Source organism: Acinetobacter sp. RW6 (genome assembly GCF_041956835.1).
Lineage (GTDB): Bacteria > Pseudomonadota > Gammaproteobacteria > Pseudomonadales > Moraxellaceae > Acinetobacter > Acinetobacter calcoaceticus.
The window spans coordinates 385,697-403,534 of sequence record NZ_CP167121.1; the positions used below are offsets into that span (position 1 = coordinate 385,697).

General features: G+C 31.3%; 15 protein-coding genes and 1 tRNA gene. 11 read left to right on the forward strand and 5 right to left on the reverse strand.

What is annotated here, in order from left to right; translation table 11 throughout:
- Positions 1-240: 240 nt before the first annotated feature.
- Complete coding sequence (locus ACB088_RS01730; RefSeq protein ID WP_375037828.1) at positions 241-1,110, reverse strand: lytic transglycosylase domain-containing protein; 870 nt, start codon at positions 1,108-1,110, stop codon at positions 241-243.
- Positions 1,111-1,614: 504 nt separating this feature from the next.
- On the opposite strand from ACB088_RS01730, the gene ttcA reads away from it, so the two are divergent.
- Positions 1,615-2,520: a tRNA 2-thiocytidine(32) synthetase TtcA gene (gene ttcA, locus ACB088_RS01735; protein ID WP_004643831.1), complete on the forward strand. Its 906-nt coding sequence runs from the start codon at positions 1,615-1,617 to the stop codon at positions 2,518-2,520.
- Between the two features lie 204 nt (positions 2,521-2,724).
- Entirely contained in the window at positions 2,725-3,108 is a 384-nt protein-coding gene (locus tag ACB088_RS01740) for an SCP2 sterol-binding domain-containing protein (protein ID WP_017387812.1), read from the forward strand.
- A gap of 91 nt (positions 3,109-3,199) precedes the next feature.
- Here ACB088_RS01740 and ACB088_RS01745 read toward each other — a convergent pair whose 3' ends face one another.
- The 3 genes from ACB088_RS01745 to ACB088_RS01755 all read right to left on the reverse strand — a co-directional run bounded on the left by ACB088_RS01745 (position 3,200) and on the right by ACB088_RS01755 (position 5,947).
- Entirely contained in the window at positions 3,200-4,312 is a 1,113-nt protein-coding gene (locus ACB088_RS01745; RefSeq protein ID WP_375037829.1) for a transglycosylase SLT domain-containing protein, read from the reverse strand.
- Between the two features lie 538 nt (positions 4,313-4,850).
- Positions 4,851-5,012 carry a 3-oxoacyl-[acyl-carrier-protein] synthase III C-terminal domain-containing protein gene (locus tag ACB088_RS01750; protein WP_375038760.1) on the reverse strand — a complete coding sequence of 54 codons (162 nt, stop codon included), beginning with the start codon at positions 5,010-5,012 and terminating at the stop codon, positions 4,851-4,853.
- 26 nt (positions 5,013-5,038) lie between these two features.
- On the reverse strand, positions 5,039-5,947 hold the full coding sequence (locus ACB088_RS01755) for a LysR family transcriptional regulator (RefSeq protein WP_375037830.1): 909 nt from the start codon (positions 5,945-5,947) through the stop codon (positions 5,039-5,041).
- A gap of 101 nt (positions 5,948-6,048) precedes the next feature.
- Between ACB088_RS01755 and gstA the strand changes: the two genes are divergently transcribed.
- The 8 genes from gstA to ACB088_RS01795 all read left to right on the forward strand — a co-directional run bounded on the left by gstA (position 6,049) and on the right by ACB088_RS01795 (position 16,588).
- Positions 6,049-6,663: a glutathione transferase GstA gene (gene gstA, locus ACB088_RS01760; RefSeq protein WP_375037831.1), complete on the forward strand. Its 615-nt coding sequence runs from the start codon at positions 6,049-6,051 to the stop codon at positions 6,661-6,663.
- A gap of 246 nt (positions 6,664-6,909) precedes the next feature.
- Positions 6,910-8,244, forward strand: a complete 1,335-nt coding sequence (locus ACB088_RS01765; RefSeq protein WP_375037832.1) for an aspartate aminotransferase family protein — start codon at positions 6,910-6,912, stop codon at positions 8,242-8,244.
- A 27-nt stretch (positions 8,245-8,271) separates the two neighbouring features.
- Positions 8,272-9,231, forward strand: coding sequence for a diiron oxygenase (locus ACB088_RS01770; protein ID WP_375037833.1), 960 nt, complete (start codon positions 8,272-8,274; stop codon positions 9,229-9,231).
- A gap of 93 nt (positions 9,232-9,324) precedes the next feature.
- Positions 9,325-13,647, forward strand: a complete 4,323-nt coding sequence (locus ACB088_RS01775; RefSeq protein ID WP_375037834.1) for an AMP-binding protein — start codon at positions 9,325-9,327, stop codon at positions 13,645-13,647.
- Between the two features lie 10 nt (positions 13,648-13,657).
- A complete protein-coding gene (locus ACB088_RS01780; RefSeq protein WP_375037835.1) occupies positions 13,658-14,575 on the forward strand; it encodes a hypothetical protein in 918 nt (305 codons plus the stop codon).
- A gap of 31 nt (positions 14,576-14,606) precedes the next feature.
- On the forward strand, positions 14,607-15,014 hold the full coding sequence (locus ACB088_RS01785) for a rhodanese-like domain-containing protein (protein WP_375037836.1): 408 nt from the start codon (positions 14,607-14,609) through the stop codon (positions 15,012-15,014).
- 14 nt (positions 15,015-15,028) lie between these two features.
- Positions 15,029-15,226, forward strand: a complete 198-nt coding sequence (locus tag ACB088_RS01790; protein ID WP_375037837.1) for a 4-oxalocrotonate tautomerase family protein — start codon at positions 15,029-15,031, stop codon at positions 15,224-15,226.
- 210 nt (positions 15,227-15,436) lie between these two features.
- A complete protein-coding gene (locus ACB088_RS01795) occupies positions 15,437-16,588 on the forward strand; it encodes a benzoate/H(+) symporter BenE family transporter (RefSeq protein WP_375037838.1) in 1,152 nt (383 codons plus the stop codon).
- Between the two features lie 73 nt (positions 16,589-16,661).
- Here the strand turns inward: ACB088_RS01795 and greB are convergent, their stop codons facing one another.
- Positions 16,662-17,132: a transcription elongation factor GreB gene (gene greB, locus ACB088_RS01800; RefSeq protein ID WP_375037839.1), complete on the reverse strand. Its 471-nt coding sequence runs from the start codon at positions 17,130-17,132 to the stop codon at positions 16,662-16,664.
- A gap of 359 nt (positions 17,133-17,491) precedes the next feature.
- Between greB and ACB088_RS01805 the strand changes: the two genes are divergently transcribed.
- Positions 17,492-17,581 (forward strand) — tRNA-Ser (locus tag ACB088_RS01805).
- Positions 17,582-17,838 lie beyond the last annotated feature (257 nt).

Genomic DNA, 17,838 nt, shown 5'->3' on the forward strand with positions numbered 1-17,838 from the left:
ACCCTCTTATAAATAAAATGTTATCTGATTTACAAATTCTAAATCATGCAGCTAATATGCGGGGCTTAGGGGAAAAATTCAAGAAAAAAATAAGGAATTGATACATTCTTTCACGAAGTAGAATGTACCTAAATTTAAAGAATTATTGGCTAAATTCGCCTAAATGGTAAGGATCAGGTAATAGATCTTTACAATTTAAAGCACAGAAATTTGACGGAATAGATCCGTCATTAAAAGTTCTTATTCAATTCGAATATGTGCAATAGCCGTGGCGTTGTTCGTGACATAAGTACCCGTAGGCGCATCAGTAAATGTCCCATTAGATAAAGTCACAATTTGACGAGAAGAGGAATATTTAGGTGCTGGCGCTGCTATTTGAGCTGTTGTGCTTTCCGTTAAATTAGAAGACTGAGAAGAGACTTGCGCTGAAGTATTAGAAGAATTAGTAAAAGATGAAAAACCTGAACCAGATGAATATAAGTTTTGATATCGACTGGTTACACGGCGAACGTAATCTTGTGTTTCGCGAAAAGGTGGAATACCGCCGTATTTATCAACGTTACCTTCACCTGCATTATAAGCAGCAAGTGCCATTTGTGTATTGCCACGAAAACGCTTGAGCAACCAGCTTAAATATTTTGCACCTGCAAAAATATTTTGTTGAGCATCGAAGGCATTGGTCACGTTAAATCGACGTGCAGTCGCAGGCATAAGTTGCATAAGGCCTTGCGCCCCAACTGGAGACCGAGCATTTACATTAAATCCTGACTCGGTATGCATGACGGCCTTAATTAAGCCTTCTGATACGCCGTGTTGCTGTGCAGCCTGTTTAATAATGTGGTCAAAAGCGTTTTTATTTTTATTGTAGCTTGGTAGAACAGAGGCCTCTGAGGCTCCCCAGTTCGTATAACTATGAATATTACTGTCAGGGTAATAGGTTACTTTTACTTTTTTAAGTGATTGATCATAACTTTTCCGATTCGTCAGTAAAGTACTACCATTTTTATCTTGGTAAATATACATCTGACCTGCTGAAGTCGACATTATGCTGACCGAAAAAGTGGTCATCCCCAGTAAACAAGAAAAAAGAAATTGAACCGGTTTTTTCATTTTATGTTATTCACAATTTTAAGATATTCAAAACTTGTCGAAGAGTTTATCAAAAAATATTACAGAAAGAACTTTTGTGTAATTTTTTTTATTTCGACTCTTTCAAAAAATCAAGCTGTTTTGTTCGAATGCTCATCAAAAAAAATTAAAAATTATTTTTAAAATGATTCTATTGACTTGACTAACATATTGATATTTAAAGGTAAAAAACATTGGTTAAAAAATGATCAATTTAAATAAAACCCTTAACAGAAGGTCTAAACAGTTTGTCAAGTACGAAGAAATCCACAATTTTATCCACAGGTTTTGTGGAAAACTGTGGAAAAGTCCAAAAAGTAAGCACTTTGCACAAATTTTGAACGCACTAGTCAAAATAAAGCACGACTTTTGCATCATGCAGGAGCAATGTGACGACTTCAAGAATTGAAACTATTCTTTTGATGCGATTCTCGTCCGAATCATATAAAATTGCGCGGTATTTTTATTTATGGGTATATCTCGTCTATGTACGCGCCAGTTGAGTCTAATCAGGGATTTAATTTTAAGCCTGAACTTCCAACAAGCTCGGCCTATTACCGTTTGCTCAAGAAGCTTCGCCGTCAAGTTGGGCATGCTATTCGTGACTTCAATATGCTTGAAGAGGGCGATAAGGTCATGGTGTGTGTGTCTGGTGGTAAAGACAGTTATACCTTGCTCGATATCATGTTGCAGTTTAAACGTATTGCACCAATCAATTTTGATGTTGTTGCGGTTAACCTTGACCAAAAGCAACCAGGCTTTCCTGAAGATGTCTTACCTCGTTATATGGAAGAAAATAACATTCCATATTACATTTTAGAAAAAGACACCTATACCATTACTAAGCGTTTAACACCGGAAGGTAAAACCTACTGTGCAGTATGTTCGCGTTTACGCCGTGGTTCTTTGTATGGCTTTGCACAAGAAATTGGTGCGACTAAAGTTGCTTTAGGACATCACCGCGATGACATTCTTGCAACGTTCTTCTTAAATCTGTTTCATGGTGGCAGTTTAAAGGCGATGCCTCCAAAGCTTTTATCATCAGATAAGAAGAATATTCTAATTCGTCCATTGGCATATGTTGAAGAAAAAGACATCATCAAATATGCCGAGTTACGTCAGTTCCCAATCATTCCATGTAACCTTTGTGGTTCGCAGGAAAACTTACAGCGTGCCATGCTTAATGACATGCTACGTGATTGGGATAAACAATATCCGAAACGCTTACACAGCATTTTCGGTGCGTTACAAAACGTATCTCCGTCTCAGTTAGCGGACCGTGAATTGTTTGATTTCGAAGCGCTAGATTCTCAGCGCGAGCTGGATTTTAAAGATCCAGAAGAGCTTAAGAATCGCTTAGATGTTGTGAACTTAAGTTTTGCTGCTGAGTAAAACTACTTGATAAGTCAATTAAAGGCACTTTATAAACAAGTGCCTTTAATGTATCAAAATACTAAAAAATGAATGTTCCGTACAAAAAGTCATAGCCCAAAATTTAAATTACATGCTATAACAACGCTCAAGCAGAATTGCTTCACATGATGTTGTCTGGATAGGCAACTAGAGAAATTGAACAAATAAATTTGAGGAAGAATCATGCCTGCATTTTTAACTGAAGATTGGTTTGCTACTGTCGAAAAATTAACTGCTGAAGCAGGGGATCTTAATTTGCCACCCGCTCTTGCGAATTTGGCAATTAATTTAGTAGTTACAGATGCTTCTGGAAATACCGAATTAGCTTTAGATGGGGGTAAAATCAAAAAAGGTTTGTCTTCAAATGCCAAAACAACTTTAAACATGGATGCTGAAACTTTACGTAAAGTATTCTTAGAGTTTGATATGGCTGCTGCTATGCAGGCATTCATGACTGGTAAAATTAAAGTTCAAGGCGATATGTCTCAATTGATGGCTTTGCAAACAGCTAAGCCAAGCCAAGAACAAAAAGATTTGTTCAAAAAAGTGTTAGAGCATACAGCTTAAATTTCAAAGAATTCATATAAAAAGCTTACCTATAGAGGTAAGCTTTTTATTTATACAAACAATGAATTTATCAACTTTTAAACAATAAAAATTAGATATTGATTCGTGTTTGCGCCGTTTTGATATGTTCAAGATAAGCACGAATACGAGTGACATATTGAACCGCTTGCTTATATCGACCATTACGCGCTTTATTACTTTGCAAATAATTGTAGAGATTAACCCACTGATTTGGATCTTTCCCTTGTGCTTGCAAGCGCTTCTGAATCTGGTTTACCGCACCAGGTCCCATATTATAGGCTACAAGTGCATACCAGTTCCGATCAGGGAAGGGAATATCATCATATTCACTTAGCATCTGGTCGTAATACTTCGCGCCACCTTGAATGCTTTGAGCTGGATCACTACGATTGCTCACACCCATTGCTCGAGCAGTGCTATTGGTGAGCATCATTAAGCCACGAACACCTGTGGGAGAAACAGATTCTGGCTTTAAATATGATTCTTGATAACCAATGGCGGCAAGTAAATGCCAGTCAAGATCATATTTAGCTGCACTTTGTTTAAAGCTCGCTTTATAAATCGGTAAACGCGTCGTTAAGTCACGTTGAATGGTTGACCAAGCTTCTGGTTTCACCACATTACGGTTATAGAAAGAAGCAAGTTGCTGAGTCACACCATTTTGCTTACTTTGGCATACAAAGCCACTAGCAGTCTGGGTGAGGGGGTCATCAGCTTGTTTAAACACCCAGCTTAACTCAGAATTTAAACCGTTTTTCTGCAAATTGACTGTGTCACCACAACTTGCAGAAAAGGACATCAAACCTTTGTTCTCGATGGTACTTAAACCAGCGGTCGTCATCGCAAAGTTTGCTTTACCTTGCTGAACCCATCTAAGTGCAGTGGCATTGTCTGCCACGATTTTAAAGTCCAGCTTTACATTAAGGCTTTGTGCATAGTTACGTGCTAAGTCGTAACCAAAACCATGTAAGAACTGATCTTCTTTGAAAACGGTTGTCGGGCTTTCTACCGCAACAACAGTTAGAGTGTTTGTATTTACTACAGTATTGTACTGTAGGGTTTTTCCTGCATTAATACTATGAAATGGAAAAAGCATAGTACTGAGTGCAAGTGCTTTTAACGGGAGAGAAGAAAATAAAGAGTTAAGGCAAAGCCTCGACCCTGAACTTGAATTACTGTGCATGTTGTCTCCGCTACAGATAATTTATGCCCAAAAAGTCAGACAATAAGCTGCCATAACTTTTAAAAGTTGATAAATTCAATAAGGGGTGGGCAGTCATGACGTCATTCAAAATGACATGAAATGAAAAAAACAAACTGTGTAGAAAATCTACATAGTTTTCTAGAAGGTTAAAAAATGCTCAACATTTAATCTGCGCGCATCATAGTATTGAAAAAAAGTATTGTCAAATTTCGTACAATTAAATATTCGATATATCATCATAAACACATGAATTTTTTAAGGAAGAAAATTTATACACTTCTGATATGAGAAAATAGGGTATAAAATGCTACATCTTGTAATTACTATGTTAGTCGCTTGTTAATTTATTCTAAGTAATAATTATATTATTAATCAGAAATTTATTTAAAAATAAAATTGTTAGATGAAGTCAGTTTGAATAGAAAATTTCAGAATTTTATAGTTTTATTGGCTAAATAAAAGATACTTTATTGAAAGTATCTTTTATAAATTTAAAGTATGGGAAATTTTTTAATCTTTAAATTTTCAATAACATTACACCAATTTGATACCCGGCTCCTAAGGACCAGAAGACAATAATATCACCATGTTTAATAAGTGATTTTTTTAATCGGTTGTTATAGGCAAGAAAAAAACTACTTACTCCCGTATAACCATATTTATCTCCAACATATTCAATTTTTTCTGTTTAATTAAATTGTAATATTATTTTTGCAATTTACTAATCAAAAAATCTATAAAGACTCTAGTTCTTTTAGGCAAATGTTTATTAGATGGATAAATGATAGAAAAAGGTCTAGATGATTGAGAAAATTGATTGAGTACTTCTTTTAAACTTCCATTTTCTAAATCTTTTTCCACTAAAAACTTATATGTTTGTAATAATCCAGCAGAGTTTTTAGCTAAAGTTATTGTTGCTAAAATATCATCAGTACACATAAAGCTCCCTTTAGTATTAACCTGAACTATTTTGTTATTAACTTCAAATAGCCAAGGCACTTGTTGTCCTGTGCTAGGAAGTAAAAACTGTATACATTCATGTTTAGATAAATCATGTATGTTTATTGGTATTCCATTTTCTTGCAGATAATGTGGAGTCGCAACAACAATTAAATTTGCATATTCAAGAGGACGAGCAATGAAGTTTGAATCTTTAAGTTCTCTAGCTCTTATGGATATATCAAATTTTTCTTTTATAAAATCAATATTATTATTCCCCACGTGAATTTTAAAGTTAACTAACGGATGAAGTCTTTTAAATTCTGATAAAAGAGGTAAAACGCGATAGTGACCATAAGTAGTGGGCAAACTGATCTTTATAGTCCCTGCTAAAGTTACTTGAGATTGAGTTAATTTAATTTCAATATTATTTAAGCTCTCTATAGCTTGTTTGCATGTTTCATAATATTCCATACCTTCTGCGGTAAGGTTAATTTTTCTGGTTGATCTTTGAAATAATTGTACACCAAGTCTCTTTTCTATTCTGTTTATAGATCTACTTACTGCAGCTGGAGTTAAGCTAGCTGCATATGCTGCTTCTGTGAAATTTCCTTTTTCGACTGTTAAACAAAATAATTCAACGCTACTCAGCATTAAATTGTCAAAGTTTCTCACTATTTATTACCTCGTGTAATAGATGATTTTAATTAAAGTCTATTTATTGTCTCTAAAAATATAACTATCTTGTATATAACATTTTAATTTGATTGTAAAAAATGAAACTATACTACTCACCAGGCGCATGCTCTCTTTCACCACATATAATTATCAAAGAATTAAATTTAGATATAGATTTAATACAAGTTGACCTTTCAACTCATACAACAGGATCCGGAAAGAATTATTTTGAGATCAATTCTAGAGGGCAAGTGCCTCTTCTAGAGTTGGATAATGGGGAAACTATTACAGAAGGTCCTATTATTACTCAATTTCTTGCTGAAAAATCAGATAATAAATCAATTTATCCAGCAAATGGTACTTTAGAACGATATCGAGTACACGAATGGCAAAATTATATAACCTCTGAATTACATAAGTCTTTTGCGCCACTTTTTAATCCTGATTTTGATGAGGAGAGTAAAAAACTACACTCAAAAATTTTATTAAAAAAATATGATTGGATTAATGAAAAGCTTAAAACGCTTAAATTTTTAACTAATGATAATTTTACAATTGCAGATTCCTATTTTTTTACAGTTACGAATTGGGCTAATTTTGTCAATTTAGATTTGAGCCATTTAGAGCATCTGCAAAACTATTTAAAAAGAATCGCTGATAGACCATCTGTGCAAAAAGCGCTCAAAGCAGAAGGTTTAGTGCCGAGTACATAGTTTTAATAATTAAATTTTAGCGACATAAATTGTCGGTTAGTGTGATCCAATTATATCATTTATTATAATATAATTATATTGTTTATTATAATATAATGTGTATAGTTGATCACACTTTTAGTTGGTTGTAATAAATGTATATTTACTAAACAACTAACTAAATAAAATGATAAGTTGTATTTAACTTTATAAAAATACTTTTAAATTCAAATGAATGCCTAATATTTATAACATATGGAGTGTACAGTGTTAAGAAACATTCAGAAATCGACAGAATTATTTCATGAAAATTCAAATTATACGCCAGATGGAGTGAGCTCTCCTATGAGAGCATTTCGTCAAGTTGGTAGTAATCCAATTAGCCTTTCTGCTGGAAAGGGATCTTTAGTTTTTGATATCGATGGAAATGAATATGTAGATTTCTTAAGTTCGTTTGGAGCATGTTTGCTTGGTCATGCACATCCCAAAGTTATTGAAAAAATTACTATGCAAGCCCAAAAGGGAACAGTTTTAGGATTAACATCGCCGTTAGAGCATTTATTGGCAGAAAAAATAGTAAAAAGTACATCAGCTCTCGAACAGATTCGTTTTGTATGTAGCGGAACTGAAGCTGTAATGACCACTGTGCGTATAGCAAAAGCTCATACTGGGCGTGAAAAAATTGTTAAATTCATTGGTTCGTATCATGGTCATTCAGATGTGCTTCTTGCCACACCAGCTACTTGTGGGTTAAAAACAAAAGGTGTAACTAAGGGGATTTCTGAATATTTAGGTAAAGATATTTTATTATGTGAATATAATGATAAAGAACATCTAACTGCATTATTTAGTCAGTTTGGATCTGAAATTGCGGCAGTAATTGTAGAACCATATGCGACAAATATGGGATTTGTCGCGGCCAAAGATGGTTTTCTACATAAAATTAGAGAGCTTTGTACTTCATATAAATCACTATTTATATTCGATGAGGTAGTCACAGGTTTTCGGTTTAATTTTGGTGGCGTTTGCAATTTAATGGATATTGATCCAGACCTAATTACCTTTGGAAAAATTATAGGAGGTGGATTGCCAATCGGTGCATATGGCGGAAAGGCAAAATATATGAGTCACGTTAAAATCGGTGGCGATGTTTTTCAATCTGGTACATTTGCTGGAAATCCAATGACAATGACAGCAGGACTTGCTGCTTTAGAAATTATGGAACAAGATAATTTTTACGAAGAGCTAGAAGAAAAAGGAAAAACTTTAAAAACAAGTATTGAAAATGAATTTGCTAAACATAGTCTTCCATTTATATTTACACACTATAAAGGATTAGGTGGAATCGCATTTAGAAACGATACTGAAAGTATGTCTAATTATGCTGATGTAAAAACTCAACGATATGATATTTACAGCAAGACTCATCAAAAGCTTTTAGATAAAGGTTACTTATTAGCACCATCATTGGAAGAGCCTATTTTTATAAATGCAGCTCATACTCACGAACAATTAATTGGCTTAGCTAAAGCTATTGCAGATTCAATTCATGAGGTTTTTTATGAAGAAGAAGAACGCATTAACTACGCACCTGCAATGTAAATAATTAAGAGTTTTAAAGTGAATACAATGAGTTCATATCAAGAATTTATGAAGACAGTTGAAAAGTGGTATGCATCTGCAACTGTTAAAAATAGTCAACGACATTATGTCCCTTCTGATGCTAAAGATGAATATGTTTATCCTACTTCAAAAGTAATTATCAGTACGCATCCCCTAGTTAAAGCGAAAGGTGATGAAGTGGTAAAGTATGCAATTGCACAAATGGCATACAATTATATGTATGGAATAGGGTTGCTTGAAACTAGATTTGTTATTGATTGCGGTTTGAATATTGCTAATAACCTGATTAAAGGCTTTAGTGAAGCTGATAAATTAGCAGCATTAAGAATAGTCATAGATGAGGGCTATCATGCCCATGTAGCGCTCGATTATATTCTACAAATGAAAGAAATTACGGGTATTGAACCGCTCAATGTTCCTGAAACAAATGGAAATTTATCAGCTGTTAATAGAGCCTTCGAAATCTTACCAAAAGATATTCATTATGATTTTCAACTTATCTCAGTGACATTAGCTGAGCATACTCTTACTAAAGACATGATTAGTATTGGTCGAGATAAAGAAATGTCCAAAACTTTTTCGAGTGTATTAACAGATCATGTTTCTGATGAAGGGGTACATGCTAGTTATTTTGCACGATTAATGAAAGAGCATTGGGCAAGATTAAGCGAAGATACTAAGGATATTATAAGTGAAATGTTACCAAGCTATTTAGATGATTACTTAGCATATGATAGTCATCGTGATTTTGAACGTAGTGTGTTAAAAAATTGTGGACTAAGTGAGATAGAAATAGCAAAAGTAATTGAGGATACGGATCCCATTTTTATTTCTAAATCAGAAGATTATTTTGCTACAACAAAAAGTAATTTAATTAATTTACTAAAAAGATCTGGTTTTTTTGAACATAAAAAACTGAAAGAATCTTTTGAAAAAGCTGAATCACAGAAAATTTTGAAAATTTAATAAGTTTTATTTAGCCAATGCCTTTTCTCAGTCGACTTAATATGTTGGCTTGGGGAGGGCATGTCCAAAAAAACTAAATAATGGAATATAGAAATGTTATTAGATAAACTTTTAGAATATTCAAAGAATATCCCGAATGATTTAGCAGTAGTAGCAAATGATGAGATTCTAACTTATTTTGAGTTGGAGCAAAAATCCTCAATTTTAGCAAGTAATATACTACAGGATAAGTATATAAATGGAGAAAGTCCTAAACAATTATTAATAGGTATTTATGGACAAAGGAATATAGACTCCATTTGCTTAATGTTTGGTATCTTAAAAGCAAACCATGCATATACATTTATTGAAGAAGAAGGAGATATCGTAGAAAATTACAATAAAATAAAATTAATGAATTTAGATGTAGTAATTTGTAATAATATTCATGCTCAAAGTTTAAAAGAAATGGGAGTCTATACAATTTCAAAAGAGAGCATAATAAATAGTAAAATAAATTACCAAATATATGAAAATCAATCACTAGATAATACAGCTTATGTTCTATTTACTTCAGGTTCTACTGGCCAACCTAAAGGAGTAATGGTAACTGCTGGTAATATAAATCATTACTGTATTGCAATACTTGATAAGTTAAATATTACTGAACAATATAATTTTGCATTAGTAAGTACTTTATCTGCTGATTTAGGAAATACTTCACTATTTCTGTCATTGATCACAGGAGGAACATTACACCTATTAAATAGCGAGAATCGAAAGGATCCTTTGCTATTTAAAAAATATTGTGATAATTTTGATATTAATTTTATTAAAATAACGCCATCACATTGGAAAGCTATTTTTAGAAATGATTTGCCAAACTTAGAATATTTGGTGTTTGGTGGAGAATCATTACCTACTAAAATGGTTAAAAATATTATAAGTACAAATAAAGTAAAAAAAATTTATAACCATTATGGACCTACAGAAACGACGATAGGTGTGGCGTTATTACAAATTGATGAATCATCTTTAAAAAATGAAAATGAGCAAGAAACATTACCAATAGGATATATTTTTGGTGAGAATATTGCTTATGTAAAAGATGATAAAGGTGATTATCTAAGAAGAAACTCAATTGGTGAGTTATTGATCTGTGGGCCTTCTGTATCAAAAGGATATAGAATGGATAAAGAAAAAACAGAAGAAAAATTTGTTTATTTAAATCCAAATAATGAATTTGAAAGTGAGCAAGTATTTTATAAAACAGGTGATTTAGTAAGAATTGATGAAAAAAAATGTATTCATTTTTTAGGAAGAATAGATCGCCAAGTTAAAATTAATGGTTATCGTGTCGAATTGGAAAACATTGAAGCCATTCTAAAAAAATTAACTAATGTACGAGATGCTGCTATTTTTTATATTGAGCATTTTCAGAAAAAAATTTTAGTTGCTGCAATTGAAACAGATGAACTAAAAATTTCAATTAAAAATATAAAAGATGAAATGAAAAAGTATGTTCCAGAATATATGATTCCGGGAGTAGTAATCAATTTTAATGAATTTGATGTAACATCAAATGGTAAGAAGGATCTAAATAGTATTCAGACTAAAGTTGTAAATTACCTAAAAGAAATAAAAAGTAACGCAATAAATACTGGTGATGATCTTGAATCATTGATTGAAAAAATATTCAAAGAAAACATTGAATTTATTGATGGAGTTTATGATAGAAATAGTAATTTTTATGATTTAGGTGGAAACTCTTTAGGTGCTATTCAGTTAATTGCTCAGTTACAAGACCTTGGCTATTTTGTAACAGCATTATCATTTTTTAAAGAACCAACGGTAAATGGTCTGGTTAAACTTATTAATAAAGGTTCAGAGAATGAAGAGAAAACACACTATTTAAATGAAAATTTAGAAAAAACAATATTGTCTTCAGCGCAAAATGAATTTTACTCGCAAAAACTGAAAAATCCAAATTTTTATAATCAAAGTATACTTTTAGATTGTGGAGATAGTAAAGTAAATGTTGATTCTTTGTATAAAGCAATCAATAAGTTATTATTAGATAATCCAATATTAACGACAAAATTTTTTGAAAAAAATATGGCAGAATTCCCTCTTAAATCAGAGGGGAAAAACTATTGTGATAATTTAAGTGTTACATATTTAAATGCTATAAGTGATTTTGAGATTCAAGAACATATTAATAGTATTTCAAATTCATTGAATAATAGTATTTCATTGGAGAAAGGGGATTTATTTAAAGCTCATCTTTTTAAATGCGAAGAAAAGCAAGACTTTTTATTAATCGTTTGCCATCATATGGTTGTTGATTTGGTGTCTTGGTATATTATTTGCAGTCAAATTAATAGGAATTATACAAAAATAGAAAATTGTGATTTAAATGAAAATTTTACTCAAAAAATTAACTTTTGGGATTGGACGAAACATGTTGAAAATAATAAATCTAAAGTTGTAGAAGATAGTTGGCTTCAACATACAAATATTAAAAGTAAAATATCTTATAATATAAATGATCCAAAAAATACAGAAGGTAATGCAAGTACTGTTTGGTTGGGTTTCTCAAAAAGTGAAACTAAGGAATTAAAAAATTATTTTTTAGAGAATTTTAAGATTCCTTTACATATTGCGGTACTGTCAGTAATTGTTAAATCATTGAAAAAAAATTATCTGAAATCAAATGAAATTGCAATTGATATTGAAAGTCATGGAAGAGTTACTTTTGATGATTCAATCGATATAAGTCGTGTAATTGGATGGCATACATCCACATTTCCTATATTTGTTGACATTCAGGAGTCATCACATACTACAGATATTTTTAATGAATTAAACAATAAAGTTAAAGAGGTGCCATTTTCTGGTATTGGATATGGATTATCTAATTCAAATGCTGAAAATGAATATAAACCAGTTAGTAGTATCTGTTTTAATTTCTTAGGTAATATTGATTTTTCATCAAAAGGGTTGTTGAAATTTAATCCTAGTTTTTATGAATATGGAGCATCGCGTCATGAAGAAAATAATAGAGGATATGATATTAAAATAACAGGTAAAATTATTCATGATTGCTTGTTGTTAGATACTTCCTTCTCTAATAGTATTGAAAAAAATAAGATTATAAATATCTTGGAAGATGTAAAGGAATATTTTACTTCACTTCTTCAATTGTCGACAAGTCATGCATCAATATTGTATGAAAAAGGAACGAAAACTGGACAATTAAATTATGCTCCAAGAGCATTAATGGATAAGCTTTTTATTGAACAAAAGCGATCATATGAAAGTATATTGATAACTGGAGTGACTGGTTTTATTGGTGCACATGTACTTAAAGAAATTTTAGAAAATACAACTTCTAATTTATATTGTTTACTAAGAGCTACAGATGAAGCTCATAGCTATTCTAAGCTATATTCTACATTTTTACATTATTTCCCTGATTTTTATTTATCCGATTATATTCATCGTTTAGTTTTACTTCGTGGTGATGTGTCGGAAAATAATTTTGGACTAGATGAAAAAGACTATGAAGTAATATCAAATAAAGTTGATGCAATATATCACTTTGCCGCTGATACTAGACTAATTGGTAATGAAGAAGATTTTTCAAAAACAAATTTGAAATCTGTAGAAAATTGTATTGATTTATCTTTAATTAATAAAATAAAAGATATTCATTATATGTCTACATTGGCTGTAAGTGGAGTTAATAGAAATAATGAGTTGGTGGCGTTTACTGAGTTAGATTTAGATATTGGTCAAGAGTTTCAAAATTTTTATGAAGAAACTAAGTTTAACTCTGAGAAGTTGTTAAATAAATTTAAGGATAAAATTAATATATTTATTTATCGAACTGGGAATGTTTCAGGATCAACAACTAATGCAAAGTTTCAAAAAAATGCATGTGATAATCGTCTTATTCAGTTTTTAATTGCATGTTCAAAAATTAAAAAAATCCCTAAAGATTTAGGTGAAAATATAGTTTTATCACAAGTGGATGTAGTTGCAAAAAGTGTCGTAGCTATTTCTTTAAATAAGATTTGTGATCCTGATATTTATCACTTGGAAAGCCCATATTCAATATCTATGAGACGTGTTTTTGAAGCTCTTAAAGAAAATGATTTTGAATTTATTGAACATGATTATTTAAATTTTAATGAATTATTTAAACTATATAAATCCACAAAAGATAAGAATATTGCTCTTGGAGCTTTTTGGGTTAAACGAGGAGGAAGAAATGTTAAGTATCGTAGTGAGCGGACTTTAAAATTGTTGCAGCTTATGAATTTAGAGTTCACTGAAATAAGTGATGAATGGCTAAATTTGTTTTTTGAAAATTTGAGAGAAGATATTTTAAATAATATTCAATCATCAAATGAAAAATTATTATCTTTTAATTAAGGAGCTATGAATGAACGCATTAAATTTAGATTATATTCTTTCTGAGAAAGATGTAGAAAATTATAAAAAAACTGGTTTTCTTTTAATGAAAAATTTTTTTTCAGAAAATTTTATTGAATACTTAAAAGTAAAAGTAAAAGAACAGTTGGAAACACCAACAGATAACTATCAAAAGGGTTTTGATAAATTACGTTATGACTTGTGTAATAATGATGAAGTTATATTAGATTTAATTGGTCAAACAAAATTTAAAGAAATAATGAGTCAACTTCATGAGTGTAATCTTTTCTTTACACAAGGCGTTGGATTTGGTTTAAAAAAACAAGTTAGCAAAGGATTTACATGGCATATTGAGTCACAAAGTTTTGGTTTTAATAGGTCAGAAGATTTTAGTACAACCCTATGGATTCCTTTACATCCTATTAATACGAAAGAACAAAGAGGTGGTATGCGTTACGTTCCAAGAGATGTTATCTCTGGTGAGTTTATGTATGACTTTATTGATCCCGCTGTTTTTCGATGCATGGAAGAGAAAATTAGTCAAGGTGGTATTGAGTTTGAGGATTATGTAAACCTCAGAGATGAGCCATTGAATTCATCAGGTATTGAAAGATTACTAGAATACTATTCTATTGAAGATGACTTTGAATTAGGTGATGCTTTAATTTTTGATAAATATGTAATTCATCGTAGTGTCCCTTTAGATGAAGGTACTTTAGATTGTAGAGATGCATTTTCACTAAGATTTATTGATGCTAATTCAAGATATGATTTAAAACGTGCTCATAGTATTGAAATTCCACGCAACTATTACGGTTATGAAGGTCCTACTAAGTTTCATTTAGAAATTTGTAAAGAGGATAATAGTTTAATTGTGGATAGTAAATATTTTGACGAAGATAGAGAAAAGCGTTTTGTAAATTTATAATAATTTAATTTATGTGCTTGTGGAGAATAATATGAATCAATCACAAATTAATTTTTATGAAAATAAATTAAAATATGAGATAGATTCTTGGGATTTATTTGAAGCGCAAAAGAACAATCAGGATATTGTAATACTAGATATGCGTTCTTTTGAGTCTTATAAAATAGAACATATTGTTGGTGCAATTAGTTTTCCTCATTCTCAGATTTTTGATCATACTACTAATTCCTTATCAAAAGATAAGAACTACGTAGTATATTGTGATGGGATAGGTTGTAATGCTTCTACAACTGGTGCTTTAAAAATGTCGCGTCTTGGATTTAATGTTAAAGAGTTAATTGGTGGATTAAATTGGTGGATAGATCATAACTATCCTACAAATAAAATTAAAGATTTTACAATTGATACTAATTCAAAAGATAGCTGCTCTTGTGAATAATTAGGAAATTATACATGCCATATGTAAATATTAAAATTACTGATACAGCCGTTACAGCTGATGAAAAACACAAACTTATAAAAGGAGTTACTGACCTTTTAAAGGATGTATTAGATAAAGATCCTCAGAAAACCTTTGTGGTTATTGATGAGGTGAATTTAGATAATTGGGGAGTGGCAGGAGTCCCTGTTAGTAAGAGAGTTGGTAAATGAATAAATTTAGTATAATAGATATAATTTAATATTTTTATCTAATAGTTTTTATTTTAAAATTATATATTTGATGATCGGAAGAGGAATAAATGAAATTCCTCTTCTTTTATCAAGTGATTTTTATTATAAAATTTAAATGAATAAAATGTTTTTTGTTGTTTTATATTAATTTTATTTTTGTGTATTTTATTATTAGTGAGGTAAATAGAAATGTTAAAGAGCCTTAATTTTTCTATTTTAAATGCTGGTTTTTTAACTGTTTTGGTAGGTTTTACTAGTTCGGTTGTATTAGTTTTTCAGGCTGCTCATACATTATTAGCAAATACTGAGCAGATTGGGTCTTGGATATTTTCATTGTGTTTGGGTATGGGGTTAGTTGGAATATTTTTATCATGGAAATACAAGGAACCCATTGTTTTAGCATGGTCTACTTCAGGTGCAGCTGTAATTGTAAGTACTAATAATATTACTCTTCAAGAAGGAATAGGAGCTTTTATTGTTTCCGGTATTTTAATAATTTTAAGTGGTTTTAGTGGATGGTTTAGTAGGATCAATACATATATAAGGCCTGCAATTTCATCAAGTATTTTAGCTGGAATTCTATTCCCATTTTGTTTTAATGCATTTCTTGCCTTAAAGTCGAATCCCTTTCTACTATCTTCAATGCTCGTGTTATATGTTTTAGGTAGGAAATTGTTTCCACTTTATTCTGTAACATTAATATTAATTGTTGGCATTATTATTTCTAGTTATCAAAATACATTTAAATTTGATGAGGTTTCCCTAGAGCTTGCTAAGCCAATTATAATGATGCCTGAATTTTCATTTCAAGCAATCATAACTTTGGCTATTCCTTTATTTATTGTAACATTAATATCCCAGAATATACCTGGTTTAGCTGTGTTGAGAAGTGAAGGTTATAAGGCTCCCAGCAATTCATTGGTTGGCTGGACTGGAATAGCTACAACACTTTTAGCTCCATTAGGATGTTATGCACTGAATTTAGCAACAATTACTGCTGCTATATGTTCTGGAAAAGACGCACATCCAGATCCTAATAGAAGATATATTGCAGCTATATTTGCAGGCTTTTTTTATATACTAGTTGGTTTGTTTAGTACGACAATTGGTTATTTACTGTTAGCTTTTCCTAAAGAATTAGTAATTGCCGTAGCAGGTATTGCTTTATTGAGTACATTGGCAAATGCTCTTACAATTTCATTAAATGATAGTGAATATCGAGAAGCTTCTATAGTTGCTTTTTTTGTGACCATTTCAGGTGTAAGTTTTTTTGGAATCAACTCTGTATTATGGGGGTTACTAGCAGGATTAGTGACTGGTTATTTACTTAAAAAAAGGTAACCTTGATTTAAATAAAATAGGATATTTATTATTTGTATATTTTAATAAAAATGAAATTAATATCATCAGGAAATTACTGATAACTTATTTTTGTTATATACCAAATCATTTTACCTTTCGGCGTTTGAACTTGTATTTCATCATCTACGGCTTTACCTAAACAAGCTTTTACCATAGGTGATTGCAAAGAGATATAGTCTTTACGACCGTAAATTTCTTCATCGCCAACAATACGGAATTTTGTAGTTTCACCCTCATCATTTTCTAATTCGACCCATGCTCCAAAGTAGGCTCGGCCATCTTGCTCTGGTCGGTATTCTACTTTTTGGGCAATTTCAAAAAGTTTGGTGAGGTATCTAATCCTACGATCAATTTCACGTAGCTTTCTTTTGTTGTAATGATAATCTGCATTTTCTGAACGATCGCCAAGACTGGCTGCCCATGACACAATTTTAGTAATCTCGGGACGTTCTTTTCTCACTAGATCATTTAGCTCATCTTGTAGTCTTTGATAGCCTTCAGCTGTTAATAGTTTGCGGTTCATCATATGCTCAAACTTTTTTCATCTTCATATAGATAGTTCCGTTAGAAACTACGTCGGTAATTAAAAAACAGTATTAGTAATTGCAAAGGGGAAGATGCTCTGAGTAAAGCGTAAAGCTTCTTATCTTTATGAGTATGTTATCAAAAAGATAGACCAGTATCATATAGTTAAGCGAAGGGGTAATGAGGGTGAAAGACTATTAACAATCTCAAAATACAGATAAGTTTAGGTACAAAAGTATTAATAAGTAGATAAAATTCAAAATTTAAGGTTTTTTTGTTTTTATTTTGAGCATTCGGATAAAAAATTAAATAAAAGGTTTGCCAACTTGGCTTTTTGTTTATATGATAGCGCTCGTTGGAAGCGTGGCAGAGCGGTTTAATGCACCGGTCTTGAAAACCGACGAGGGTGTGAGTCCTCCGTGAGTTCGAATCTCACCGCTTCCGCCAAATTCTTAAAAAGCCCTTGTTAATGACGAGGGCTTTTTTTATGCCTGTTTTTTATTTTCTCGGCTTATATCAATTTTGAATAAAGCTATTTAAATTTTATTGAAATACGTGCCTATATTTTTCCTTATTGTCATTCCAATTTGATTTATAAGTAATAAAAATCGATTGCTCTTTTAATTAAATAACTCACTCCTCAATCTTAAAAGAAAATCTTTAATCTTCATTTAAGTTCAACTCTTTAATTTGTCGCCTAACAA